Source organism: Pararhizobium sp. P1_E7 (assembly GCF_056405855.1).
Genome location: NZ_JBFUBH010000001.1, coordinates 433,348 through 455,994 on the forward strand (window position 1 = coordinate 433,348; position 22,647 = coordinate 455,994).

A 22,647-nucleotide genomic window follows, 5' to 3' on the forward strand; every position below is an offset into this window, starting at 1 on the left:
GATCAGTCGAACAGGCTGGAAACCGACTCTTCCTGGCTGGTGCGGTTGATCGCTTCGCCGATCAGGCTGGCGGTCGAGATGACGCGGATATTGTGCGCCGACTGGACTGCCGTGGTCGGCTGGATCGAGTCGGTGATCACCAGTTCCTTCAGCTTCGATGAGGTGACGCGGGCGACCGCGCCGCCGGACAGGACGCCGTGGGTGATGTAGGCTGTGACGCTGGTCGCGCCGTTCTTCAAAAGAGCTTCCGCCGCGTTGCAAAGCGTGCCGCCGGAATCGACGATGTCGTCGATCAGCAGACAGTCCTTGCCGGTGACATCACCGATGACGTTCATGACCTCGGATTCGCCGGCGCGTTCGCGGCGCTTGTCGACGATCGCCAGCTGGCAGTCGAGACGCTTGGCAAGCGCGCGGGCACGCACCACGCCGCCGACGTCTGGCGAGACGACCATGACGTTTTTCAGATCGTAGTTTTCCTTGACGTCGCGCGACAGGATCGGCACGGCGTAGAGATTGTCGGTCGGAATATCGAAGAAGCCCTGGATCTGGCCGGCATGCAGGTCGAGCGTCAGAACGCGGTCGGCACCGGCCTCGGTGATCAGGTTGGCGACCAGCTTGGCCGAGATCGGTGTGCGCGGGCCGGGCTTGCGATCCTGGCGGGCATAGCCGAAATACGGAATGACGGCCGTGATGCGCCGTGCTGACGAGCGGCGCATGGCGTCGATCATGATCAGCAGTTCCATCAGGTGGTCATTGGTCGGAAACGATGTCGACTGGACGACAAAGACGTCCTCGCCGCGCACGTTTTCCTGTATTTCCACGAAAATTTCCTGGTCGGCAAACCGTCTGACGGTTGCTTTGCCCAGGGGCAGGTTGAGATAATTGCAGATCGCTTCGGCCAGGAGCCGGTTCGAGTTGCCTGCGAAAACCTTCATCGATGGTCCGCCTGTGCTGGCGCGGGTCTTTCGTCCGCGCAAATTCCGTAAGCCAGCCGGGGCCTCGATCGTCCCAAGCTTATGCGCGCTTCATAACGTCCTTGACTTTGAATGCAAGAGGGATTGCCGCGTTGCAGCGCAGTTTATCCCAAAAAGATTCGCATCAGCGTGCCGAAGTGATGATATTTGGCCTGGTAACGCCTGATTTTCGGCCCTATCCGGCGTTGCTGGCGCGCCAGCTCAGATATTCGCTGATCGTCTTGGTGGCGATCGCCTGCATCGTCTGCGGCGGCACGACAGACCAGAGATTAGCGGCGGTGGCGTTCACTGTGTCCTGTCCCTGAATGCGGTGCAGCCGGTTACCGGTGCCATCCAGCACGTCCCAGACATAGACCACCGTCGTCTTGCCGCCGTCGTTCAGCGCAGAGAAATATCCCTTCAGGATGTGCTGGCTGCTGGTGTCGGATGCGGCCTTGATCGTCAGGCCGTGCGAACGGGCTTCGTTGCCCAGCTGTTTGGAGAGCGGCGTGACAACTTCGACCGGTGCGCCGATGATCGGCAGGAAGCGGATCGTGCCGGCCGCGGCCGCAGGCGCGATGGCTGCAGCCTTCTGCGGCGGCTTTTCTTGCGGCTCCTGCTTGGCGACTTGCTGGATCGGCTCGGCGGACTGCTCGCCCGGCGTGGCATCGTTGTTCAATGCTGCTTCAGCCGGTTCGGCAGCAATCGGCCGGCGGGTGATCTGCTGCTCCTGTGCCGGAACCTGGCCTTCCGCCAGGCGGCTGGCCTGCGCATCCAGAGATCCGGCCGGATCGGTATAGTCGGAATCGCCCTGCGCCATCATCGTGCCGCTTGGACCTTGCGAAAATCCTTCCTGCTCCGGCGAGGCGAGTTGTGCACTTTGCACCGGCGCCGACGCCTGTGGCATGACGTCAACCGTCTGCATGGAGTCGAGATCGGACTGGTTGACCGGCGGGGAGCGGAGCGTACCGGCGCCGACATCGACCTGCGGGGTCAGGTCATCCATGCTGTTGCAGCCTGTCAGAGTTGCAACCATTCCAAGGCTCGCAAGAAGCGTGATCAGCTTGTGCATTGTCCTACCGTCCGGTTCCTTGGTGACGGAATGCTTGAAGGCCCCCACCTTCTTCCGCCGTTACGAGGACGATAGTTCAACTTTCCTAAGCAGAGATGAAGTCCAGTCCATAGCGCGACAATGCCGTCGGCGCGCCTTGCGTGGTCAGGTAGGTCTGGCCGAGCGACATTGCCGTGCCGCTGTCACTGTCCATGATGATCATATGGACGAAAAGCGACATGTCGGACTCGATCTCCTGTGGGTTGCCCATGTGGAACATCTGGTGCTCCATCCAGGACGGCGAGAAGCGGGCGCCGAGCGAGTAGCCGCAGGCGTTCAGCCGGTGCCGGGTCAGGCCGCGCTCGTCCATCATCTTGGAGTGAACGTCGAAGACGGTACCGAACGTGTTGCCGGGGCGAAGAACCATTTCGATTGCCTGGATGGTGTCGCGGCAGGCACTGTAGAGTTCGCGGTGGCGGTTGGTCGGCTCGCCGATGACGACGGTGCGCATCATCGCGGCGTGATAATGAGCGCTGGCACCCGCCCATTCCAGCGTCAGCTGGTCCTGCGCATCCAGCGTCCGGCGGCCGGCCTTGTAGCGGCACAGCAGCGCATCGGCACCGGAGCCGATGATGAATTCGTTGGCCGGATAGTCGCCGCCACCGGCAAAGACCGCTCCTTGCATCGCAGCCAGAATGGCAGCTTCGCTGCCGCCGGCATGAATGAGCGGAATGGCCGCGTCCAGCGCGTCATCGGCAAGGCTTGCGGCTTTTTCGACATAGGCGATCTCAGCTGGACTCTTGACCAGGCGCAGGCGGCTGACCAGCAGCGAGGCATCGACCAGTTCGCCGAAACTCGTCAGCTGCTGATCGAGCAGACGGGCCATGCGGCCGGTCATGCCATGCGTGTCGTATTCGATGCCGATGCGCATGCCGAGCAGATCGAGATCGCTCAAGAGGTTCTTCAGGTCCATCGTTGGATCGGCGTTGACCCGGTCGACCCAGACCTCGACGCGCTCGATGTTGGAGGTGTGCTTTGCCTGGCGCAGATCGGCAGAGCGGGTCAAAAGCACCATCGAGCCGTCGGCCTTCACCACCAGCGTCTGGAAGAAGCAGTAGCCGAACGTATCGTAGCCGGTCAGCCAGTACATGCTTTCCTGCGCAAACAGCAGCATGGCAGCCAGCTTTTCTTCCTTCATCCTGGCCGTCAGCCGGTCCAGCCGCGCCGAAAATTCGTCCTGCGTAAAATGCAGTGCCATGTCATGCCTCCCGGATGAATATTGCAGAGATTTGCCGGCCGTAATCCGGCTCGCTGCGATGGGTCGTGCGGCGGTAGGAGAAGAAACGCTCCTCGTCCGCATAGGTGCAAAGATCAAGATTTTCCGCCGTGACGCCGGCCTCGGTCAGCCGCATTGTGGTCAACCCGGGCAGGTCGAACATTGCGTGGCCCTCGCGGGTCGAGGGGGTAAAGAACGCCGCGTAGCTCGGATCCTTCTCTAAAAAACGCTCGACGAATTCGCTGCCGACCTCATAGTTCCGGCGGCTGATCGAAGGGCCGAGGCCAGCGACGATATGCTCGCGGCGGGCACCGAGCGAGATCATCGCCTCGATCGTGCTTTCCAGCACGCCGGTGAGCGCGCCTTTCCAGCCGGCATGCGCCGCCCCGACGACACCTGCCTCGGCATCGGCGAAAAGGACCGGGCCGCAATCGGCCGAGAGCACACCGATCACCAGGCCCGGCGTCGCGGTCACCAGCGCATCGGCCGGCACCCGCGTTCCGTCGTAGCTGCCATCGACGATGACGGCGTCTGGCGAATGGATCTGATGCACGGTCGCCAGCCTGTGGGGTTCGGCGCCGAACCACGCGCTGACCCGGGCACGGTTCTCCTCGACGCGGGAGCGCTCGTCATTGGAACCGAGGCCGACATTGAGGCCCCGATAAATCCCTTCCGAAACGCCGCCTGCACGCGTGAAGTAACCGTGCTTCACAGTGTTTCCGGTTCGTGTCGATAGAAGCGGGCTCTGAACAGGCAAGGGCAAGGCATCATCCTTCATCGGTGGTTTTGCCCTTTCGATATGCTGCGATGCGTGGGGTTTCCGGGCATCCCACGTGGGTCAACCTGGGCGATTTGGCCGGATGTTGGCCTTAAGGGACGGCCTGTGTCAATCCATCGAAACGATGGCCGGCGTTGCCGCTGCGTCTTGGCCGTGACTATTTCTGGAAGGGCACGAGAGCCACATTCGGGCTGCTGACGACAAGAACTTTGAACAATTCGCCCATTTTCCCTTCGCCGGCGCCTGCCAGCCGTTCGGCGTCCGCGCGGATGTTTTCCTGGGTACTGGCGTCCTTGTCACGGCCAAGCGCTGCGGCGCGTTCGGCAAGCCCGAGCGCCAGCAGAAAGTCGCCCTGATAGGTCAGTCCGTTGATCTGCAGGCCCTCTGTCACCGCCCGCCGGGCAAGCTGTTCGAAATCGACATGACTGGTGATGTCGGCTTGCCCGGGATGGGCAAGCGGCGGATCGAACTGGTGGCTGTGGACCGCCTGCAGGGTGTCGCCGAGAGCCGTTGCCATATGACCGTAATCGATGATCACGGCTGTACCGCCATGTGTCCGGATGCGCTCGCTGAGTGTCGCCATCACCGCGTCGCGGGCAGGGGCGGTCTCGAATGCCGTTCCAAGGGGGGCCGAATGGGCGGCAGGCGGCAGCAGGTCCGGATCGATGCCGGCGACGCCGGCGGCAAACGTAAGTTCACCGGCTGCATCAAGGCCGACAAGGCGCTCCTTGAACCCATGCGCCGTCTTGACGAACTGGCGGATGGGGATGGCGTCGAACAGTTCGTTGGCGGCCAGAAGCAGGAAGCCGGCCGGCACGCTGTCGAAACTGTCGTGCCACGTCACCTTGAACTTGTGGGCGACGAGCGTCTGTTGCTGGACCTTTTGCAACCGCGCGCTGGTTTCGACGAGATGCACATGGGCTGCATCATACAGGGCGGGAGAAAGTTTGCGGACCACGCGCAGGATATCCGCCATCATCGTGCCGCGGCCGGGGCCGACCTCGGCGATATTGACGGGTACGGGTTCGCCGTGGCTGTGCCAGGCCTGGACAAGGAATATGCCGATCATCTCGCCGAAAAGCTGGCTGATCTCCGGCGCCGTGATGAAGTCGCCGGACTGGCCGAAGGGTTCGCGCGTCCTGTAGTAGCCATGTTCCGGATCGGCCAGGCAGAGCGAAAAATAGTCGGTGACGCTGATCGGGCCGTTGGCGAGGATGATCGCCTTGATCTTTTCTGCAAGCGGCGTCGTCATGAAAACCCCATCATGCCGTGGCGACGCTGGCGCGGCGGGCCCGCAGGATCGCCCAGAGACCGATCAGCACCATCGGCACCGACAAGAGCATCCCCATGGTCAGCCAGCCGCCCATGAGATAGCCGAGCTGCGCATCCGGCTCGCGGAAGAATTCGACGAAGATGCGCGCCAGGCCGTAGCCGGTAACGAACACCCCGCAGACGAGGCCCGGGGTCTTCAGCGCCTTGCGATAGTAGATCAGCACCGCAAGGACGCTCAGCAAGACGAGGCCCTCAAGTGCCGCCTCGTAAAGCTGGCTCGGATGGCGGGCAAAAGGGCCGCCGGTCGGAAAGACGACGGCCCAGGGCGCCGAAGACAACCGCCCCCAGAGTTCGGCATTGATGAAATTGGCGACGCGGCCGAAGAAAAGCCCGATCGGCACGACGGCTGCAACGATATCGAACAGGCTCCAGACGGCGATCTTGTTGCGCTTGGCAAACAGGATCATGGCAATCATCGTGCCGATCAGACCGCCATGGAAGGACATGCCGCCATTCCATATTTCCACCGCCCGGATCGGGTTGGCGAGCACGCTTTGAAGATCGTAGAACAGGATATAGCCGATGCGGCCGCCACCGACGATGCCGGCCGCGACCCACAACAGGAAGTCGTCAAGCTGTGCCTCGGTCGCAGCTGGCGTTCCGTTGGCCCAGAGCGTGGTGTTGCGGACCAGGCGGCGGGCATATTGCCAACCGATCAGGATGCCTGCCACATAAGCCAGGCCGTACCAGTGGATCTGCAGGGGGCCAATGGAAATGAGCACCGGATCGATTTCCGGAAAAGGCATGATCGAGAAGAGTGTCGCTATTGTTTCCAAGGTCTTGCTTCATTCCGGTCCGTTGTTTGCCGGAACATGGCCCTGCGACAAGGCAGGGTCAAGGCAAGGCGTTCGCAGGAAAGGCGGTCATCACCGGTATTTTTCCTTGCATCGGCCCGCATGTGCTCCTACCTCCTCTGTCAAGTCCGCGATGGCGGGCAATCACGCTACAGCGCCGCGCGTCATTGATGACGCGCAGAGGCCGCTGCAGCACTTTTTGCAGTTGGGACCGGAGACCGAGACGATGAGCACAGGTGCAAACCGCATTCTGGATGATTTTGCCAAGTTGATGACGGACGCGGCGGGTGCCGCTCAGGGCGTGCGCAAGGAAATGGAGACGGTTTTTCGCGCGCAGGGCGAGCGGCTGTTGAATTCCATGGATATCGTCAAGCGCGAGGAATTCGAAGCCGTCAGGGAAATGGCGCTGAAGGCGCGTGAGGAAAACGACGCGCTTCTGGCCCGCATCGCCGCACTTGAAACGCGCCTGTCCGACGCTGGCAAATGAAGAGATTCGAGCCGGTGGCGCTCAATGCGCCACCGGCTTTGACCGGTTTATGGGACACATGTCCCGGGACGCTACACTGGTGCTCTTTTTCAAGGCCGCCCAAAGCGCGTTTTTCATAAATCTTTTACCCTGTGGACACTGCCGAAAAACGCTTATGGCAGAGTCGTTTAAGAACGGGCGCTGAATCAATTTGAGAGAGCCTATCCACAACCGCCGGCGCTATTTTTGACGCAGGGGGCTTTCATGCGGACTCCGTCATTATACACTGATTTTAAATGATGATTCGAAACGGATCACGCAAGCTCCAGGCAGGGTATGTCAGTCAGGATGGTCGTGTTTCCGGTAATCATAAGTGTTTGTTTCTGGTGTTTGAGTTTGCAGCCCTCGTGTGTGAACGCGATGTCGCATGTCTGCACCAGGACTTTTGGGGTGATGCATGAGCCTGATGGAACTGGAACTTGAGCGTCAATCGAACCCGGTCGATATGATCGAGTTCGTCGCAGCCAACAATGATTGGTGCTTCGAGCGCTCGGGCGAGGATGAAATCGCCATGACGGTCGAGGGGAAGTGGACCGATTACCACGTCTCCTTCTCCTGGATGGAGGAGTTCGAAGCGCTGCATCTCGCCTGCGCTTTCGACATCAAGGTTCCCGAAAGCCGCGTCAACGAAGTGATCCGGCTGCTCTCCCATATTAACGGCCAGGTGCTGATGGGCCATTTCGATCTTTGGCGTCAGGAAGACGTTGTGATCTTCCGCCAGTCGCTGCTGCTTGCCGGCGGCGCCGAGCCGACCAACCAGCAGGTCGAGGTGCTGCTTTCCAGCGCGCTTGAAGCCTGCGAATCCTATTTCCAGGCCTTCCAGTTTGTCGTCTGGTCCGGTATCGATGCGCAGAGTGCCGTCGAGGCCGTGATGTTCGAAACTGTTGGGGAGGCATGACCATGGTTGTGCATGCGTCGGGTCCGATCGTTCTGATCGGTGCAGGCAATATGGGCGGCGCGATGCTCGCCGGCTGGTTGAAAAGCGGCATCTCCGGCGCGGACCTCTTGGTGATCGATCCCGGTCCGCCGCCTGCCATGGCCAAGCTGATTGCCGACAACGGTGCGCGCCATGAAACGGCAGCGCCTGCCGGCTTGAAAGCCGGCGTTCTCTTCCTTGCGGTCAAGCCGCAGATGATGCCAGCGGTGCTGCCACCGCTGAAAGGGCTTGTCGGTCCTGAAACGGTGGTTGTTTCGGTCGCTGCCGGTACGACGCTTTCCTTCATGCAGTCCCATCTCGGCGATGCTGCCATGGTGCGGGCTATGCCGAATACACCGGCGATGATCGGCCGCGGCGTCACGGGCGCCTTTGCCAACGGCGCGGTGTCGGGCGCGCAGCGCGATCTCGTCCACAATCTCTTGAAAGTTTCCGGCCCGGTCGAATGGGTCGATACCGAAGCCGATATCGATGCGGTCACCGCCGTCTCCGGCAGCGGCCCGGCCTATGTCTTTTATCTCGTCGAGTGCATGGCAGAGGCCGGCCGCAAGGCTGGTCTTCAGGCGGACCTTGCCATGCGGCTTGCACGGGAAACCGTCGCGGGGGCTGGCGAACTCTTGCACCAGTCCCCCGACGACGCCTCCAAGCTGCGGCAGAACGTGACGTCTCCCGGCGGCACGACGGCGGCAGCCCTCAATATCCTCATGGCCGATGACGGCATGCAGCCTCTGTTCGACAAGGCGATTGCCGCAGCCCGCAAGCGGGCCGAAGAACTGGCCGGTTAATTCAGGACTTTTTCCATGGCCGAGACCATCGCCTACGCCGATTTCGAGCGTGTCGACATTCGGGCCGGCACGATTGTCGAGGCCTCGCCCTTTCCGGAGGCGCGCAAACCGGCGATCAAGATCGTCATCGATTTCGGGCCGGAGATCGGCCTTAAGAAATCCTCGGCGCAGATCACCGCTCATTACACGCCGGAAAGTCTCATCGGCCGCCAGGTGCTCGGCGTCGTCAATTTTCCGCCGCGCCAGATTGGTCCGTTCCGCTCGGAAGTGCTGACATTGGGGTTCGAGGACGAGGCTGGTGCGATCGTGCTTGCCGCCACCGGCAAGCCGGTGCCGAACGGCAAGCGGCTCCTGTAGGAAATTTCTGGTAAGGATACTGTCGATGGACCATAGCGCCGTTCGTGAATTCGTCCGCGTCACCTGCCTGCGTGACGCCGCCATGGTTGCGACAGACTGGTCGGCCTCGCATGTGGTTTCGCTGCTCGATCCGGAACTGGCCGAGGAGCATGTTCCACGCATGACCAGTGCCAAGCACCATGTCGTGCGGCTGCGCGATCAGGAAAATGCGCTGGCAACCAGCCATTTTCCGGATGCGGTCACGGCCCTCTTCGATACCGTCCTTCCGGCGATCGAACAACAGAACAGCCGCATTCTGGTGCATTGCCACGCAGGTGTCAGCCGCTCCACGGCGTTTGCCTACGCCATCATCGCCCACCGCTTTGGCACCGGCCGCGAGGACGAGGCTTTTGCAGCGCTGCTGTCGATCGTCAACAAGCCCTGGCCGAACCGCCGCATCATCGAGATATTCGATGCGCACTGGCAGAGGGAAGGGCGGCTTCTGGCTCCGCTCGATGCAATGCGGGCGCGTCATCCCAAGCGCATCGACGCCTGGCACCGGTTTAACGCACAGCGCGGGATGATCGGCACGTATTCGCGGTGAGGACTGCCCGTGGGACGTTGATCCCATGATGGATTTGACAAGCCATACTCTGTCCATACAATAGCGCTATGCCGAAACTTCTTTGGAGCGTCGATAAAAACCGTGCCCTGAAGGAGCATCCGGATAGGCATATCTGCTTTGAGGACGTTGTTGCCGCGATCGATGCCGGTGGTTTGCTGGATGACATCGAGCATCCGAATGTCGAAAAATACCCCAGGCAGCGCATGCTCGTCGTTTTGGTCTCAGGCTATGTGTATGCGGTTCCCTATGTGCAGGAGGCGGACGGTAGCCTGTTCCTGAAAACTGCGTTTCCAAGCCGAAGGCTTACGCAGGTTTATTTGCCGGGAGAATATGATGTCGAAGAAACCTAAGATTGGCGTTTATCTCGATGACGAAGACGCTTTGTTGATCGACGCCCTCGAAGGGGGTGACACGCCCCTCAGCAGCGTGTTGACGGCGGAACGCCGCGCCGAATTGGAGGCGATGGCACGGGCGACATTCAGCGAGGATCGTGAGAAGATTTCCCTTCGCGTCTCAAGGTCTGACCTCGCCCGCTTGAAGTCCCGTGCCCTGCAGGAGGGTATCCCGTACCAAACCCTGATCAATTCCCTTATTCATAAATATGTTTCCGGTTGACCGGCATTTACACCAAGTCTCTATCACCGAGACTTGGTATCGCTTGCGGTGATCAGACCGGCACTCGAACCATCGCCCGCAATCCGCCCATCGGGCTATCCGATAGCGTGACATTGCCGCCATGGCTTCTGGCGATGTCGAGGGCGATCGCAAGGCCGAGGCCCGTTCCCGAACTGTCTAGATTGCGAGCCTCATCGAGGCGGAAGAACGGCTTGAAGACGTCGTCGCGCGAGCGCTCCGGAATGCCGGGGCCATCGTCGTCGACGGTGATCGTCAGCCATCTGCTGCTGTGTTTGGCATCGATGTGGACGGTATTGGCATAGCGGTAGGCATTGGACGCCAGGTTGGCGATCAGCCGGGTAAAGGCATTGGGGCGGACGCGGATATTGTCGTCGCCCTCGATCGAGGTCGTCACCGTCTTGTCGTGCAGCTCGCCCTCGAGGGCCAGCCTGTTCATGAGGTCGCTAAGCTTCAATTGCCCGACATCTTCCTCCGCTTCGCCGCGGGCAAAGGCGAGGTAGCCCTCGAGCATGCTCTGCATGTCCTCGACATCCTGGTTGAGATTGTCGAGATCGGCGCTGTCGCCGGCAAGCGCCAGCTGCAGCTTGAAGCGGGTGAGGATGGTTCTGAGGTCGTGGCTGACGCCGGTCAGCATGGCGGTGCGCTGCTCGATCTGGCGCTCGATGCGCTCGCGCATCTGGATAAAGGCAAGGCCGGCGCGGCGAATCTCTTCGGCGCCGCGCGGCGAAAAGTCGTCGATCTTCTGGCCCTTGCCGAAGCTTTCCGCCGCCTTGGCAAGCGCCAGGATCGGCCGGATCTGCCCACGCAGGAACAGGATAGCAATCGCCAGAAGCACCAGCGACGCGCCGACCATCCAGACGATGAAAATATGGGTGTTGGAGGCATAGGCCTGGCTGCGGCGTGCATAGACGCGCAGGATGCGCTGGTCATCGAGCTTGATGCGGACCTCGACGAGATCGGAATTGCCGACCGTGTCGATCCAGAACGGCTTGCGGATCTGGTCGGATATCTCTTCGCTGAGGATCTGGTCGAGGATCTCGAAAAAGGGTTTTGGACGCGGCGCCGGCAGTTCGCCGTCGGGCTCGATGGAAATGCTGAGGTTCAACCGGTCCCGGGCAATGCGGACGATGTTGGAGTAGTCGCTGGCGGGCATCGCGTCGATGAGATCGATGACGGCGGCGATATCACCGGTTACGGCCGCCGAGAGCCTTTGGGTCACCAATTGCCAATGCCGCTCCATGAAGACGAAGGCGACGACCGACTGCAAGAGGACCATCGGGATGATGACGATCAACAGCGAGCGGGCATAGAGCCCCATCGGCAATCGCCGGCGCAGCCAGCGGACGATGCGTTTCCAGGGCGTGTCGCCAGTTGGCGCGCGATAGCGCCGCAGGATGTCAAAGCTCGCCATGGATACCCAGCCGGATGATCATAGGGCTAGTCCACACTCAATCGGTAGCCGATGCCGCGGACCGTCTGCAGCCAGACGGGATTTGACGGGTCGTCCTCGATCTTGCGGCGCAGACGGTTGATCTGCACATCGATGGTCCGTTCGCCGACCTCGGCCTCGTCACTGACCAGTTCGTGGCGCGGGATGGTCTCGCCGGCACGCTGCGAAAACAGCATCATGATCTCCTGCTCGCGGTCGGTCAGGCGGATATGGTCGGCGCCGCGCCGCAGTTCCTTGCGCACCACCGAGAAAGTGAAGGGGCCGAAAATGACCTGTTCGACCTTGGGCGCCTTTGCCGGCGCATTGCGCCTGAGGATGTTGTTGATGCGCAGCACCAGTTCGCGCGGATCGAACGGTTTTGGCAGGTAGTCGTCGGCGCCGGCCTCCAGGCCCTCGATGCGGGCATTGGATTCGGCAAGTGCCGTCAGCATGATCACCGGCACGGTCTTGATCTTGCGCAGGCTTTGGGTGAGCGAAATGCCGGTCTCGCCGGGCATCATCACATCGACGATCAACAGGTCGTAGTCTATGCCTTCGAGCTTGCGGCGGGCTTCATCGGCATCCGCAGCGGTGGTGACGCGAAATCCCTTTTCCATCAGGTAGCGGTTCAGAAGATCGCGAATCCGGCGATCGTCATCCACGACCAGCAGATGGGCGGCATCATCGTCGATCCTGATCGTCTTTGTCATCTGTCGTAGGCCCTGTCATCTCGCATAGGCCGGCTATGACTGCCGGGTGTCAATTGTCGTCAGCATTTTTCATGCCAGCCAGGAAACGCTTGACCAGTTCGCGTGCACCTGGACCGGTTTTTTCCATGGCCTCGGCGATGCGCCGTGATTGTGGCTCGGCCAAGGCCCTTGCGAGCGTCTTGCCTTCCTTCGTTGTATAGAGCTTGCGTTGCCTGCGGTCCTCCGGCCCGGCAACCTGATGAATATATCCTGAATCGATCAATTGTTTGAGAACGCGCGCAAGGCTCTGCTTGGTGATCCGCAGCGTATCGAGCAGATCGGCAACCGTCATGCCTGGCTCCCGATCGACGAAATGCAGGACGCGATGATGGGCGCGCCCGAAGCCGCGCTTTTCGAGAATTACATCCGGGTCGGAGGTGAAATCCCGATAGGCAAAGAAGAACAGCTCGATAATTTCAAAATCGACCGCCTCTGTCGCATCTGTCCCGGCTGAGGACGTTTCCTTCTCGGCCTTCTGGTTCGGCTGTCCTGCCACGCAGTCGTTTCCTTTCAATCGTCATGCACTTTACGAAACATTCGAAAAAATATGTCAGCTATATTGACATATTTTTTCGCCGTTGGTAAGCCGTTAACCGCTGAAGGGCGAACTCCCGGCGCTTGTTCTATCCTTGAAGATAGGCCGCGCCGCGCCGATCGCCAATCCAAAATCACCATAGCGGATTTCCCTGGCTCGCGTTTGCCGATAAAATGAGTAGGGGAAGACAATCAACACAAAGAATGGCGCATGGACGCCCAGGGATGAGACGATGGCAACAGTTCCTTTTGATCAGTTGGACGGGCAGATCTGGTTCAATGGTGAATTCGTCGATTGGAAGGACGCAAAGATCCACGTGCTGACCCACGGGCTTCATTATGCCAGCGCCGTCTTCGAAGGCGAACGCGCCTATGGCGGCCGCATATTCAAGCTCAACGAGCATAACCAGCGCCTGCACAAGTCCGCCGAAATCCTCGGTTTCACCATTCCGTATTCGGTTGAGGAACTGGATGCCGCCACGGTGGAACTGCTGAAGCGTCAGGGTTTTTCCGAGGCTTATGTCCGGCCGATCGCCTGGCGCGGCTCGGAATCGATGGGCGTATCCGCCCAGAACAACCGCATCAACGTTGCCATCGCCATCTGGCAGTGGGGCAGCTACTTCAATCCGGCCGAGAAGCTCAAGGGCATCCGTCTCGATATCGCCGAGTATCGCCGCCCCGACCCGAAGACCGCGCCCTGCGCTTCGAAAGCTGCCGGCCTCTATATGATCTGCACCATTTCCAAGCATGCCGCCGAAGCCAAGGGCTATGCCGATGCGATGATGCTCGATTATCGCGGCCAGGTCGCCGAGGCGACCGGCGCCAACATCTTCTTCGTCAAGGATGGCGTCATCCATACGCCGGTGCCGGACTGCTTCCTCAACGGTATCACCCGCCAGACGGTCATCGAGCTTGCCAAGCGCCGTGGCTACCAGGTGGTTGAGCGGGTGATCATGCCGGAAGAGCTTTCCGGCTTTTCGGAATGCTTCCTCACCGGATCGGCCGCCGAAGTGACGCCGGTCTCCGAGATCGGCCCTTATACGTTCAAGCCGGCGACGATTTCCGAGACGCTGATGAACGACTACATGAAGGAAGTCTATCCGGCCGCTGCAGCTGCGGAATAAACGGCGGATCTGATTTAAATAAGAAAAGGCGGCTGGTGTGCCGCCTTTTCGTTTGATGATCAACCATGAAGATGCGCGATCGCGCGGACTGTTTCAGGCCTTGCTTCCGCCCATGACCATGCCGGCAAGGCCCGTCAGGACGCCGCCGCCGACAAGTCCGCCGATGGCTTGCGTGATCAGGCCGGCGGCTGCGGCTTCGCCACCCAGCATCTGAACGAGAAACCCGCCGCCAAGTCCGCCGATCGCACCGACGATCGTGCGCACGACGACGCTGAGTGCCTGTTGCTTGAGAACCGCGCCCGCCGCGTTTCCACCCGCTGCGCCGGCAATCAATTGCGTAATGATAGGCAGTAATGCTTCCATTGCTCGCTGCTCCCATGTCCGCCAACGGCGTCCGGCCCCCCCGGACTCACCTGGCACGCCGTCGATCCGGCATTGGCAGGTTGGGGGGAAATTTCGCCCAAGTCAATTTCGCAACTGCGAAATGATATTCTTTGTTGGAATCGCCTTTAGGTGGAAAGAAAAACAGCTCCGGTCACGGTGCTGTCATGACACGGCGATAGGGAAGGCCGTGATTGCCTCGGTATGCCACCGGCCGGAAGATTCTCCCTTTGCCGGTCTTTTTGCCATTCCTTCCCCCGTTACCGGCAATCCCAGATGCAGGCGCCCTGCTGCTCGCTTCTACAGCGACCTTTGCGCCTCATGAATGACGCGCAAAGGTCGCTGTAGCACTTTAAATTGACTGGATAATTTTTCCTTAAATCGATTCCGAGGGAAGGAATTATGCAGGAGGCGCATCCCGGTGTTCCCTTCGGAACTGTCAATATAAGAAAAATATAAAATACTGAAATCGTTCCGCTTTACTGGAACTTTTGCACAATCCCGCTGTTTAACGCCAATTGAGAGGCAAGGAACATGCAACAGGACACTTCCGAGGATCCGTATTCACCTGCACGCCAACTGCGTCCGGTCGTCATTACTGTCATTGCCGCCAAGCTTGCGGTTTTCGTTCTTTTGATGACCACGGTCCATTTCCAGGCGCCTTTGCCGGCAGCCGTTGAAGTCGCCGAAATGCGCTAGGGCGAATTGCCGGGTGTCTTCACGGCAGTCTGCGTCTTGCCGTTGCTCTGCGTCCCAATGGCGACTTTGCCGTTTTCATTGCAGCGCGTCCATCCTATATGCTGTTCAACGAGTAAGACAGCGAGGCACAGGCGGCATGTTACAGGCGGGCATTATCCCGGTTACCCATTTCCAGCAGAATTGCACGGTTTTATTCGACAGCGACACCAAGGAAGGCGTGATCGTCGATCCGGGCGGCGACGTCGATGTGATCCTGCAGACGATCAAGGAAAACGGCATCACGCTGAAGGCGATCTGGCTGACCCACGGCCATATCGACCATGCCGGCGGGGCCAAGGAGCTCAAGCAAGCCTTGGATGTGGAGATCATCGGGCCGCACAAGGACGACCTGCCGCTGCTCGAAAGGCTCGAGGCCCAGGCCGAGAAATTCGGGCTGGCGATGAAGGTGGAAAACGTGCTGCCGGACCGGTGGCTGGAGGACGGCGACACTGTCTCGTTCGGCGATCACGTCTTCGAAGTCCTGCATTGCCCAGGTCACGCGCCTGGCCATGTCGTCTATTTCAATCGCAAGCAGGGTTTCGCCCATGTCGGCGACGTCCTGTTTCATGGCTCCATCGGTCGCACCGATCTGCCGGGCGGCAACCATCAGCAGTTGCTCGATTCCATCCGCGAGAAGATCCTGCCGCTCGGCGATAGCGTCGGCTTCATCTGCGGTCACGGCCCGGGTGGCCAGATCGGCGAGGAGCGCCGGACCAACCCATATCTGCGCGGTATGTAAGCTGTCGCCCGGCATTGCCCACCAGTTCATGGTGTGCCGCATGCCGGGACAATAACCAGGACAATAAAAAAGGCACGTGCCGGTCGGCACGTGCCTTTTTAGTCAATCGATACTGTCTCAGCCGGCCCTGCAGAAATACTCTCTGCCGTCGTAACCGACGAACGTACCCGACTGGGAATCGAACGAGCGGTAGCGCTGCGAGCAATAGCGGTACCAGGAGGGTGTCCAAGGCTCCAGGCTGCCGTAGGTTTCAACGACAACCGGACGGGCGCGGCGATAGACCGGACGCGGTTCGTAATATTCGGGCTCTGGATCGACATAGACCCGTTCCTGGTAGCGCGGCTGGCTGGCAATGGCGCCGCCGATGATCACGCCGGTGGCAAGACCAAGCGCGCCAAGCGCAACGGCATCGCCGTTATTGTGGTGCCGGTAATGGTGGCGGCCCCAGTCTTCGGCCTGCGCGGGGGTGATTGCCGGGATAACGGTCGCTGCCGTCGCAATGGCAAGAACGGCAGCTTTGATAACCTTGTTCATTGTTTCGATCCTGTTTTGGTCTGGACGATTCCCGTCCTTCATGAGGACAACAGAATATTGTGGCGAAACTGAACGCAAGGTGAATGAAAAAACCCGGCAACGATGCCGGGCTTCAACGTGAATCTGTTTGCAGAAAACGGCTGTTTAGCCCGAAACCTGCAGGTTGACCGCCTTCGGGCCCTTGCCGCGGCGATCCGGTTCGGTGTCGAAGCTGACCTTCTGATTTTCGGAGAGTCCGTTCAGGCCGGAGGCCTGGACTGCGGAGATATGCACGAAGATATCGGCGCCACCATTGTCAGGCTTGATAAAACCAAAGCCCTTGTCGGTGTTGAAGAATTTAACAATGCCAGTCTCGGCCATTCGTCAGGTCCTTTTTCCTCTGCCCGGATGCGGCGGGCAGCATTACAATGTTTGCCCCAGGGGCGTGCGGCAGGCAGTTCTCGACTATGAGGAAAGGGTCCTGTAATTGCAGCCAGCCATCGAAAAACTCTGTTTTTGCCCGACTGCCCGGAACATACTGCGTGTCCGGCGCGCGTTACTTAAAGGTCTTCCCGTGTTCGCAAATTGCCCGAACACAGTAAGCTTGCTGTGTTTATTTTAAATTGGCAAGCAAAAGTTTTTCGAAACAAGTGTGCCGTTTTGGTTTGTTTAAAAAGCAATCAACTGCTGAAAAATATGATTTTATCACTGATATATTGCAAGCCATTGAAAATGTTTATTTTTCTCGAATATTTGATGATTTTTAGACTGTTTGCGTCAGGATATGTCGCAGAATGCCATGGTGCGATAGGCTGTCCTCGTCGCTTCCTTAAATATTAACCGTTTGATAAAATCTGATATCTTGCATGCACTGCCGCTATTGTTCAGTGAGCAATCCCAGGAAAATTAGATCTGTCGCATGTGCAGGTCTCAGGCGCTGGCGGCAACGTTTTTCGGCCTTGTCAATTCCGGCACGATCTCGGCAATCAACATGGCGGCAAAGATCGTGGCACAGCCGATATAACCGGCCGTCGTGATGGTTTCGCCCAGAAGCAGGACGCCGAGCAGGGCGGCAAACAGCGCTTCGCTCGAGAGGAAGATCGCCGCCTGCGGCGCCGTCGTGTAGCGCTGCCCGACCACCTGGCAGATGAAGCCGATGCCGCTGGAAAAGAAGCCGGCGTAGAGGATTTCCGGCAAGGCGTTGGTCACGGCGGTCAGGTCGAGCGGTTCGAAGACCGCACCGGCCGCACAGCCCAGCACAGCACAGACGGCAAATTGCACCACCGACAGCAGCATCGGCCGGCCCGTGCTGCCGACAAAAATGCCGACGAGCATGAGCTGCAGCGCCCAGAAGACGGCGCAGATGATCGTCAGGAAATCACCGTTGTTCAAACCTGCAAGCTCGCCGCCGCTGAGAAGGAAAATGCCCAGAAGCGCCATCCCGGCTGCCGGCCAGATGATCCAGTGCGGCTTGCGGCGCAGGAAGATCACCGTCAGGATCGGCACGAACACGACGTAGAGCCCGGTCAGAAAGCCGGAATTGGTGACACTGGTGGTCAGGAGGCCGAGCTGCTGGGTCATGGCGCCGGCAAACAGTGCCAGTCCGATCCACAGGAAGTTGCGGATGCTGGATTTCGGCATCGGCTGCCGGATCTTGCGATGTTCCCACAGCGCTAAAGGTGCCGCGACTGCGGTTGCGATCGCAAATCGAAGGCCGATGAACCACATCGGACCGATCGAATCCATCGCCGTCGATTGCGCCACGAACCCTGCACCCCAAATGGCGCCGGACATAAGCAGGAAGAGATTGGCCTGGATGCGGGTCACGATTGCATTTCCTGATGGCTCGGCACGAAAGGCCTCGCATCGGAACGATCTCAGAGCAGGCGTGCGTCGGATTTTATTGCCATGTCAGCTAACATCTGCATCGATTTCAGGCAAGCGTGCGGCCCGTCGCGAAAAACGAGGAGCAGTCAGCTCCGGTTGGATGCGGATACCCGCAGCAGCGCGCCGTCGTCTCCGTCCGTGAGCATCAGGATCGACCCGTCGGGCGCCACCTTGACATCGCGGATGCGTCCGAACTCGCCTTCGAACAGCCGCTCCTCGGCAATAACCGCGCCGCTTTCATCGCGCTCCAGCCGTGCCAGCAACTGATACTTCAGCGCCGAGACCAGCAGATCGCCTTCCCATTGCGGAAACATTGCGCCGTGATAGACGTCGATGGCGCCGGGTGCGATGGATGGATCCCAGTAGTAGAGCGGTTGCTCGTAGCCATCGGCCGCCTGGCCGATGCCGATCTCGGCGCCGGAATAGTCCTTGCCGAAGGTGATGACGGGCCAGCCATAGTTCTTGCCCGGTTCTGGCGTGTTGATCTCGTCGCCGCCGCGCGCACCGTGTTCGACGGTGATGAGCTGGCCGTCGGCCGGGTCGATGGCGATGCCCTGCGGATTGCGGTGACCTTTCGACCAGAGCTCGGCAAGTCCGACCTTGCCGTCCTTGTATGGATTATCCGCAGGGATGCTGCCGTCCGGCTTGATATGGAGAATGGCGCCCGCATGATCGCGCATGTCCTGCGCCCGGTCGCGTTCGCCCCGATCGCCGATGCCGAAGAACAGGCTGCCATCGGCGGCAATCGCGATCCGCGATCCGAAATGCTGGCCCTTGCCGGTGAGCCGGTTCATCCGGAAGAGCTCCTGCGTCTGCGTCAGGCTTTTCCCGTCCCTGGAAAGCACTCCGCGGATGACAGCCGTTCCCAAGTTGCTGCCATCGGCAACCGTCATGGACAGGAACAGCGTGCGGCTGGTCTGAAAGCCGGGATCGAGCGCCACATCGAGAAGCCCGCCTTGCCCCTTGCGCGCGATCTTCGGCACGCCGGAGACCGGCGCGGATGCCTTGCCGTCGCGGATGATGCGAAGGGCGCCGCCAAGCTCTGTGACAATATACGCGCCGTCCGGCAGCACTTCGACTGACCATGGGTTATCCAGGCCGGAAGCAATCGTATGGACCTGCACGGCGGCCCGGTCGGTTGCAAATTGCTTCGGTTCCTCGGCAAGGGCAGGCGTTGCAAGAAGAACCGATGCCAGACCGGTCAACAGGCTTTCGAACGTCGTCTTCATCTCATTCTCCGTCGATACCCCTTGAAGCTGGGGTTGAGGGCGAGAGGATCAAGGCCAGACATGAGGTTTTGCGATCAAAAGGATTTTATCGCGGCAGCTCCACCGCGCGCGGCGAGCGTCGATGGACCGGCATCTGGGACAAGCTCGGCATTGACGATGTAGCGCAGGGGGCCTTGCCCGGTCGCGTCGAACGGCCAGCAGGTGGCAAGAACCAGATTGCGGCCGGGTGCATCGGCGTTGATACCGCTTTCGTCCCAGCGGGCAATGCGGCTGGTGCCGGCGCGGAAGGTCAGGTTGGCTCCGTCCTTGCGCGTGATGATCAGAAGGTCGCCCGGCTTGACGTCTTTCAGCCAGCGGAAATGTGTGTCGCGATGGGCGGCGATGACCGATGTTCCAGGTTCTCCCGGCATCGGCGTGTTGGCGAGCCGGGCCGGACCGAATGCAAGGGCCTCGCCGCTGGCGCCGGAGAGGACGACGGCGGTCTTGCCAATCCGCAGCGCGGTGATTTCCGCCTCGGTGGTAAAGTCTGCCCAGGGCCATGGCCTGGCATCCGTCTCGCCAGCAAGCTGCGCTGCAAAGCTGCGCTTCAGGAGGACCTGGGAAACCTCCGCCTTGGCCTTCATGTAAAAGCCCTTGCCCACCAGCATCGCGCCGGCCAGCGCGACCAGCAGGATACCGGCCAGCACCACGGTCTCGAGCGCGTTGAGGCGCGCCAGAAAGCCGGCGCGCCCTTCCTTGTCCTGCTCTTGCCTGTTTTGCTCCAGGTTTGCATCGTTGCCAGGTTTATCGGACACGGTCGCGCGCCTCCGAAACCAGGCCGCGCAGCTGCCAGCGCCACAGGCTGAAGGTGGCTGCCGCCATCAGGGCGAAGGCAAGCAGCATCAAGCCGATCAGGATATGGCGGTCAGCGAGCGTTGCCGTTTGCGGCAGGTCCACCTGTTTGCCGGCGTCGGCAATCATGCTGGCGGCGCGGGCGGTCGGTGCAGCCGCCATACTGCCGGCGACCAGCATGGCCTGCTGCTCGCTCTGTTCCAGCGCCGCCTTGCGCTGACCTTCCGGGATGACCTCGTGCGGCGCCTCGTCGAACACCTTGCCGAAATCCCAGCCTGCGGGCAGGTTCAGCGGCATATCGGTGCTGGCGACAGGCTCGCTGGCCGGACGGGACGGCGTCACATCGACGGCCACCAGGCTGGTGACGCGCGAGACGAGGTGGTTGGCAAGCGCCACTGTCTCGATCTGTCTGTCGAGGGCTGCGGCATCGTTCACCGCATAGGCGTTGGCTTCGAGATCATCGATCTTGCGGCGGGCCCAGAGCTTGGCAATGCCCTTGCCTTCGGAGGCCTTGGCGATATCCATCTCGATCCGCCAGGGCTGGCTGCCGGTCTTGCCGGTAATCTGCAGCCTGCCTGCTGCCGATGTGCCGTCGAGCTCGGCGGTCAGCACCACCGGTTCGCCGCGATAGAGGTCCGGCATCGGGTCCGGGGTGATATCCTCGGCATTCGTGCCGTCGAAGCTGACGGCAATGCCGGTCATCACAGGGTTTTCAAGCTTGTCGAACAGCTCGCCCATGCGGGCTGCCACCTGATCCTCCGAGCCGATCAGCGTAAAGGTGCCGCGGCCGATTTCGGCGGCCTTGGTCATGAAGTGTGTATTGGGCGCCGAGCCGATGCCGACGGTGAAGACGCGGGCGTCGCCGCGGTTTTTGGAAATCTCCGCAAACAGCTGCGCCTCGTTGCCGATCGCACCGTCGGTGAGGAACACGACCTGCCGCAGGGCGCCGGGCGCGACCGGACCCTGGGTGCGCAGGGCAGCCTCCAGCGCCAGCAGCATTTCAGTGCCGCCATCGGCGGTCAGACCGCGAACGAAGGCGATGGCATCCTCGCGCTTGTCCGGCGTTGCTGCAACCAGAGCCGGGAAATGCACCTCCATCGTGTCATCGAAGCGCACGACGTTGAACTTGTCTTCCGGCCTCAGCTTCGAGATGGCCAGTGCCAGGCTTTCACGCGCCTGCTCGATCGATTTCCCGGCCATCGATCCGGAATTGTCGATGACGAAGACGACCTCGCGTTTCGGATATGTCTCTGCTGCTGCGTCTTCGGCCGGCGGCGTGACGAAGCCGAGCAGATAGGTCTTGCCGTTCTGTGTCTCGCGGAAAAGGCCGGCATTCGGTGTCTTGCCGGCGACGGCGCTCCAGCTCAGCTCGAAATCCTTGTCGGCCGGCACACTGCCGCTCTTCAGCGAGATTGTTCGCGCCGTGTCGTTGACGGTCTGGATATCGGTGTCATGGAACGGGGAGATCACGCTGCCGAGCGGGAAGCCGGCATTGAGATTGACCGTCAGCGTCACCGGGTTGATCTTGGCGTTCTGGGCAGGATCGAGTACGGGCGGGGTGATCTTGTCGCGATCCGGCACGGGGTCGTTGACGGCATAGCCGGACGTGGGGTCGAGATCGACCGTCTGGACGATCGGATCGGGATTGTAGCGCGGCGCGACCACCATCGGGAACCTGAGCGAGAATTCGCCGCCCGACTGATGCACGCCGCTCTGATATTCGATCTGCACGACGATGGTTTCGCCCGGACCGATATTGGCGACCTGGTTGGTGAAGATATTGGGGCGCTGCTGCTCCAGAAGTGCAGTCTTCTTGCCCGCAGCCTTGGCTTCCTCATAGACCTTGCGGGCCTCGTCGCGGGCCTTGATCTCACCCTCGACGAAGCGGTCGCCGATCTGCATCCTCAGCGTATCGACGGCGGAGTTTTCCGGCAGCGGAAAGACATAGGTGCCCTCGACCCAGCCTTTGCTCGGGTTCTGGAAGCGCTGGGTCACGCGGGTGCGGATGATCGGGCCGTTGACGTCGATGACGACATCGGTTGCCAGCCGCGGCGCCTCGACGAAGGAGCCGGGCTCCTTGGACGGGAAGAGCAGGGCGCCGGTGCCCATGTCGTTCGGGTGCACGTAGCCTGCAAACTGCTGCGGCTTGCCCTTCGTCGTCTCGGCCGCCGCGTGTGAGAAAAAGCCCATCGCGAAAAGCAGAACCAGCGTCACGGCCGCAAGCAGCGCGACCAGCAGATATTCGATATGTCGGGTGTTTACGCGGCTTTGCGGCTTTACCGCATTTTCGGTGTCCAGAAGCATTGCGGGCCCCCTTGGCGCGAATGGATTCGTCTGCCTTCAGAAAAGGCTTCGAAATCGGCTGGACAAGGACGGAATTGCGGCGGGCCAAGGCATTTGTTGTGACCAAATCAAGGCCTTGTGGAAATCGGCCAAAGCTTTTGTTTTTGATGAATAAATTTTTGCA

The 22,647-nt window shown here is 60.5% G+C and carries 26 protein-coding genes; 10 read left to right on the forward strand and 16 right to left on the reverse strand.

Going from position 1 to position 22,647, the window contains the following annotated elements; genetic code table 11:
- Positions 1–2 precede the first annotated feature (2 nt).
- From AC1D17_RS01985 to lgt, 6 genes are all read right to left on the reverse strand, one after another.
- Positions 3–935: a ribose-phosphate pyrophosphokinase gene (locus AC1D17_RS01985; RefSeq protein ID WP_037165216.1), complete on the reverse strand. Its 933-nt coding sequence runs from the start codon at positions 933–935 to the stop codon at positions 3–5.
- A 214-nt stretch (positions 936–1,149) separates the two neighbouring features.
- Positions 1,150–2,025 carry a hypothetical protein gene (locus AC1D17_RS01990; protein ID WP_477563743.1) on the reverse strand — a complete coding sequence of 292 codons (876 nt, stop codon included), beginning with the start codon at positions 2,023–2,025 and terminating at the stop codon, positions 1,150–1,152.
- A gap of 85 nt (positions 2,026–2,110) precedes the next feature.
- The gene (locus AC1D17_RS01995) at positions 2,111–3,262 is read right to left on the reverse strand and encodes a M24 family metallopeptidase (RefSeq protein WP_477563744.1); all 1,152 of its coding nucleotides are present in this window, start codon (positions 3,260–3,262) and stop codon (positions 2,111–2,113) included.
- Between the two features lies 1 nt (position 3,263).
- Positions 3,264–4,058 carry a peptidoglycan editing factor PgeF gene (gene pgeF / locus AC1D17_RS02000; RefSeq protein WP_477563745.1) on the reverse strand — a complete coding sequence of 265 codons (795 nt, stop codon included), beginning with the start codon at positions 4,056–4,058 and terminating at the stop codon, positions 3,264–3,266.
- 157 nt (positions 4,059–4,215) lie between these two features.
- The gene (locus tag AC1D17_RS02005) at positions 4,216–5,310 is read right to left on the reverse strand and encodes a class I SAM-dependent methyltransferase (protein WP_477563746.1); all 1,095 of its coding nucleotides are present in this window, start codon (positions 5,308–5,310) and stop codon (positions 4,216–4,218) included.
- A 10-nt stretch (positions 5,311–5,320) separates the two neighbouring features.
- Positions 5,321–6,166, reverse strand: coding sequence for a prolipoprotein diacylglyceryl transferase (gene lgt / locus AC1D17_RS02010; RefSeq protein ID WP_477563747.1), 846 nt, complete (start codon positions 6,164–6,166; stop codon positions 5,321–5,323).
- Positions 6,167–6,410: 244 nt separating this feature from the next.
- Between lgt and AC1D17_RS02015 the strand changes: the two genes are divergently transcribed.
- The 7 genes from AC1D17_RS02015 (at position 6,411) to AC1D17_RS02045 (ending at position 10,005) form a co-directional block, all read left to right on the forward strand.
- A complete protein-coding gene (locus tag AC1D17_RS02015) occupies positions 6,411–6,671 on the forward strand; it encodes an accessory factor UbiK family protein (RefSeq protein WP_477563748.1) in 261 nt (86 codons plus the stop codon).
- 436 nt (positions 6,672–7,107) lie between these two features.
- Positions 7,108–7,608, forward strand: coding sequence for a type III secretion system chaperone family protein (locus AC1D17_RS02020; RefSeq protein ID WP_264221740.1), 501 nt, complete (start codon positions 7,108–7,110; stop codon positions 7,606–7,608).
- Between the two features lie 2 nt (positions 7,609–7,610).
- Entirely contained in the window at positions 7,611–8,429 is an 819-nt protein-coding gene (gene proC, locus AC1D17_RS02025; protein WP_477563749.1) for a pyrroline-5-carboxylate reductase, read from the forward strand.
- A 15-nt stretch (positions 8,430–8,444) separates the two neighbouring features.
- Complete coding sequence (locus AC1D17_RS02030; protein WP_477563750.1) at positions 8,445–8,786, forward strand: tRNA-binding protein; 342 nt, start codon at positions 8,445–8,447, stop codon at positions 8,784–8,786.
- Between the two features lie 25 nt (positions 8,787–8,811).
- Entirely contained in the window at positions 8,812–9,369 is a 558-nt protein-coding gene (locus AC1D17_RS02035) for a dual specificity protein phosphatase family protein (protein WP_477563751.1), read from the forward strand.
- Positions 9,370–9,437: 68 nt separating this feature from the next.
- Positions 9,438–9,740: a toxin gene (locus tag AC1D17_RS02040; RefSeq protein ID WP_477563752.1), complete on the forward strand. Its 303-nt coding sequence runs from the start codon at positions 9,438–9,440 to the stop codon at positions 9,738–9,740.
- Positions 9,724–10,005, forward strand: coding sequence for a DNA-binding protein (locus AC1D17_RS02045; protein WP_477563753.1), 282 nt, complete (start codon positions 9,724–9,726; stop codon positions 10,003–10,005). The genes AC1D17_RS02040 and AC1D17_RS02045 overlap by 17 nt, the downstream gene beginning before the upstream one ends.
- Before the next feature lie 52 nt (positions 10,006–10,057).
- Here AC1D17_RS02045 and AC1D17_RS02050 read toward each other — a convergent pair whose 3' ends face one another.
- The 3 genes from AC1D17_RS02050 to AC1D17_RS02060 are packed head-to-tail and all read right to left on the reverse strand — an operon-like array spanning position 10,058 to position 12,700.
- On the reverse strand, positions 10,058–11,437 hold the full coding sequence (locus AC1D17_RS02050) for an ATP-binding protein (protein ID WP_477563754.1): 1,380 nt from the start codon (positions 11,435–11,437) through the stop codon (positions 10,058–10,060).
- A gap of 26 nt (positions 11,438–11,463) precedes the next feature.
- Positions 11,464–12,165, reverse strand: a complete 702-nt coding sequence (locus AC1D17_RS02055) for a response regulator (RefSeq protein WP_264221735.1) — start codon at positions 12,163–12,165, stop codon at positions 11,464–11,466.
- Positions 12,166–12,214: 49 nt separating this feature from the next.
- Positions 12,215–12,700, reverse strand: coding sequence for a MarR family winged helix-turn-helix transcriptional regulator (locus AC1D17_RS02060; RefSeq protein WP_477563755.1), 486 nt, complete (start codon positions 12,698–12,700; stop codon positions 12,215–12,217).
- A 271-nt stretch (positions 12,701–12,971) separates the two neighbouring features.
- Between AC1D17_RS02060 and AC1D17_RS02065 the strand changes: the two genes are divergently transcribed.
- Entirely contained in the window at positions 12,972–13,862 is an 891-nt protein-coding gene (locus tag AC1D17_RS02065) for a branched-chain amino acid aminotransferase (RefSeq protein WP_477563756.1), read from the forward strand.
- Between the two features lie 93 nt (positions 13,863–13,955).
- On the opposite strand, the gene AC1D17_RS02070 is transcribed toward AC1D17_RS02065, so the two are convergent.
- Entirely contained in the window at positions 13,956–14,225 is a 270-nt protein-coding gene (locus AC1D17_RS02070; RefSeq protein WP_455270811.1) for a hypothetical protein, read from the reverse strand.
- Between the two features lie 552 nt (positions 14,226–14,777).
- Here AC1D17_RS02070 and AC1D17_RS02075 point away from each other — a divergent pair.
- Complete coding sequence (locus AC1D17_RS02075; RefSeq protein WP_477563757.1) at positions 14,778–14,942, forward strand: hypothetical protein; 165 nt, start codon at positions 14,778–14,780, stop codon at positions 14,940–14,942.
- A gap of 136 nt (positions 14,943–15,078) precedes the next feature.
- Positions 15,079–15,720 carry an MBL fold metallo-hydrolase gene (locus AC1D17_RS02080; RefSeq protein ID WP_477563758.1) on the forward strand — a complete coding sequence of 214 codons (642 nt, stop codon included), beginning with the start codon at positions 15,079–15,081 and terminating at the stop codon, positions 15,718–15,720.
- 117 nt (positions 15,721–15,837) lie between these two features.
- Here AC1D17_RS02080 and AC1D17_RS02085 read toward each other — a convergent pair whose 3' ends face one another.
- From AC1D17_RS02085 to AC1D17_RS02110, 6 genes are all read right to left on the reverse strand, one after another.
- Complete coding sequence (locus AC1D17_RS02085) at positions 15,838–16,254, reverse strand: BA14K family protein (RefSeq protein ID WP_477563759.1); 417 nt, start codon at positions 16,252–16,254, stop codon at positions 15,838–15,840.
- A 144-nt stretch (positions 16,255–16,398) separates the two neighbouring features.
- Positions 16,399–16,614: a cold-shock protein gene (locus AC1D17_RS02090; protein WP_037098666.1), complete on the reverse strand. Its 216-nt coding sequence runs from the start codon at positions 16,612–16,614 to the stop codon at positions 16,399–16,401.
- 549 nt (positions 16,615–17,163) lie between these two features.
- On the reverse strand, positions 17,164–18,060 hold the full coding sequence (locus AC1D17_RS02095) for a DMT family transporter (RefSeq protein ID WP_477563760.1): 897 nt from the start codon (positions 18,058–18,060) through the stop codon (positions 17,164–17,166).
- A 146-nt stretch (positions 18,061–18,206) separates the two neighbouring features.
- Positions 18,207–19,349: a PQQ-dependent sugar dehydrogenase gene (locus tag AC1D17_RS02100; RefSeq protein WP_477563761.1), complete on the reverse strand. Its 1,143-nt coding sequence runs from the start codon at positions 19,347–19,349 to the stop codon at positions 18,207–18,209.
- 74 nt (positions 19,350–19,423) lie between these two features.
- Positions 19,424–20,113 carry a class GN sortase gene (locus AC1D17_RS02105; protein ID WP_477563861.1) on the reverse strand — a complete coding sequence of 230 codons (690 nt, stop codon included), beginning with the start codon at positions 20,111–20,113 and terminating at the stop codon, positions 19,424–19,426.
- Positions 20,114–20,132: 19 nt separating this feature from the next.
- Entirely contained in the window at positions 20,133–22,484 is a 2,352-nt protein-coding gene (locus tag AC1D17_RS02110) for a marine proteobacterial sortase target protein (protein ID WP_477563762.1), read from the reverse strand.
- Positions 22,485–22,647: the final 163 nt, after the last annotated feature.

Bases quoted from the DNA above. Each gene is read 5' to 3' on its own strand.
- AC1D17_RS02080 (WP_477563758.1), top strand. From the start codon at position 15,079: ATGTTACAGGCGGGCATTATCCCGGTTACCCATTTCCAGCAGAATTGC.
- AC1D17_RS02065 (WP_477563756.1), top strand. From the start codon at position 12,972: ATGGCAACAGTTCCTTTTGATCAGTTGGACGGGCAGATCTGGTTCAAT.
- AC1D17_RS02050 (WP_477563754.1), bottom strand. From the start codon at position 11,437: ATGGCGAGCTTTGACATCCTGCGGCGCTATCGCGCGCCAACTGGCGAC.
- AC1D17_RS02110 (WP_477563762.1), bottom strand. From the start codon at position 22,484: ATGCTTCTGGACACCGAAAATGCGGTAAAGCCGCAAAGCCGCGTAAAC.
- AC1D17_RS02070 (WP_455270811.1), bottom strand. From the start codon at position 14,225: ATGGAAGCATTACTGCCTATCATTACGCAATTGATTGCCGGCGCAGCG.
- AC1D17_RS02040 (WP_477563752.1), top strand. From the start codon at position 9,438: ATGCCGAAACTTCTTTGGAGCGTCGATAAAAACCGTGCCCTGAAGGAG.
- proC (WP_477563749.1), top strand. From the start codon at position 7,611: ATGGTTGTGCATGCGTCGGGTCCGATCGTTCTGATCGGTGCAGGCAAT.
- AC1D17_RS02020 (WP_264221740.1), top strand. From the start codon at position 7,108: ATGAGCCTGATGGAACTGGAACTTGAGCGTCAATCGAACCCGGTCGAT.
- AC1D17_RS02005 (WP_477563746.1), bottom strand. From the start codon at position 5,310: ATGACGACGCCGCTTGCAGAAAAGATCAAGGCGATCATCCTCGCCAAC.
- AC1D17_RS02085 (WP_477563759.1), bottom strand. From the start codon at position 16,254: ATGAACAAGGTTATCAAAGCTGCCGTTCTTGCCATTGCGACGGCAGCG.
- AC1D17_RS01985 (WP_037165216.1), bottom strand. From the start codon at position 935: ATGAAGGTTTTCGCAGGCAACTCGAACCGGCTCCTGGCCGAAGCGATC.
- AC1D17_RS02055 (WP_264221735.1), bottom strand. From the start codon at position 12,165: ATGACAAAGACGATCAGGATCGACGATGATGCCGCCCATCTGCTGGTC.
- AC1D17_RS02015 (WP_477563748.1), top strand. From the start codon at position 6,411: ATGAGCACAGGTGCAAACCGCATTCTGGATGATTTTGCCAAGTTGATG.
- AC1D17_RS02045 (WP_477563753.1), top strand. From the start codon at position 9,724: ATGTCGAAGAAACCTAAGATTGGCGTTTATCTCGATGACGAAGACGCT.
- AC1D17_RS01995 (WP_477563744.1), bottom strand. From the start codon at position 3,262: ATGGCACTGCATTTTACGCAGGACGAATTTTCGGCGCGGCTGGACCGG.
- AC1D17_RS02035 (WP_477563751.1), top strand. From the start codon at position 8,812: ATGGACCATAGCGCCGTTCGTGAATTCGTCCGCGTCACCTGCCTGCGT.
- AC1D17_RS02030 (WP_477563750.1), top strand. From the start codon at position 8,445: ATGGCCGAGACCATCGCCTACGCCGATTTCGAGCGTGTCGACATTCGG.
- AC1D17_RS02090 (WP_037098666.1), bottom strand. From the start codon at position 16,614: ATGGCCGAGACTGGCATTGTTAAATTCTTCAACACCGACAAGGGCTTT.
- AC1D17_RS01990 (WP_477563743.1), bottom strand. From the start codon at position 2,025: ATGCACAAGCTGATCACGCTTCTTGCGAGCCTTGGAATGGTTGCAACT.
- AC1D17_RS02075 (WP_477563757.1), top strand. From the start codon at position 14,778: ATGCAACAGGACACTTCCGAGGATCCGTATTCACCTGCACGCCAACTG.
- AC1D17_RS02100 (WP_477563761.1), bottom strand. From the start codon at position 19,349: ATGAAGACGACGTTCGAAAGCCTGTTGACCGGTCTGGCATCGGTTCTT.
- pgeF (WP_477563745.1), bottom strand. From the start codon at position 4,058: ATGAAGGATGATGCCTTGCCCTTGCCTGTTCAGAGCCCGCTTCTATCG.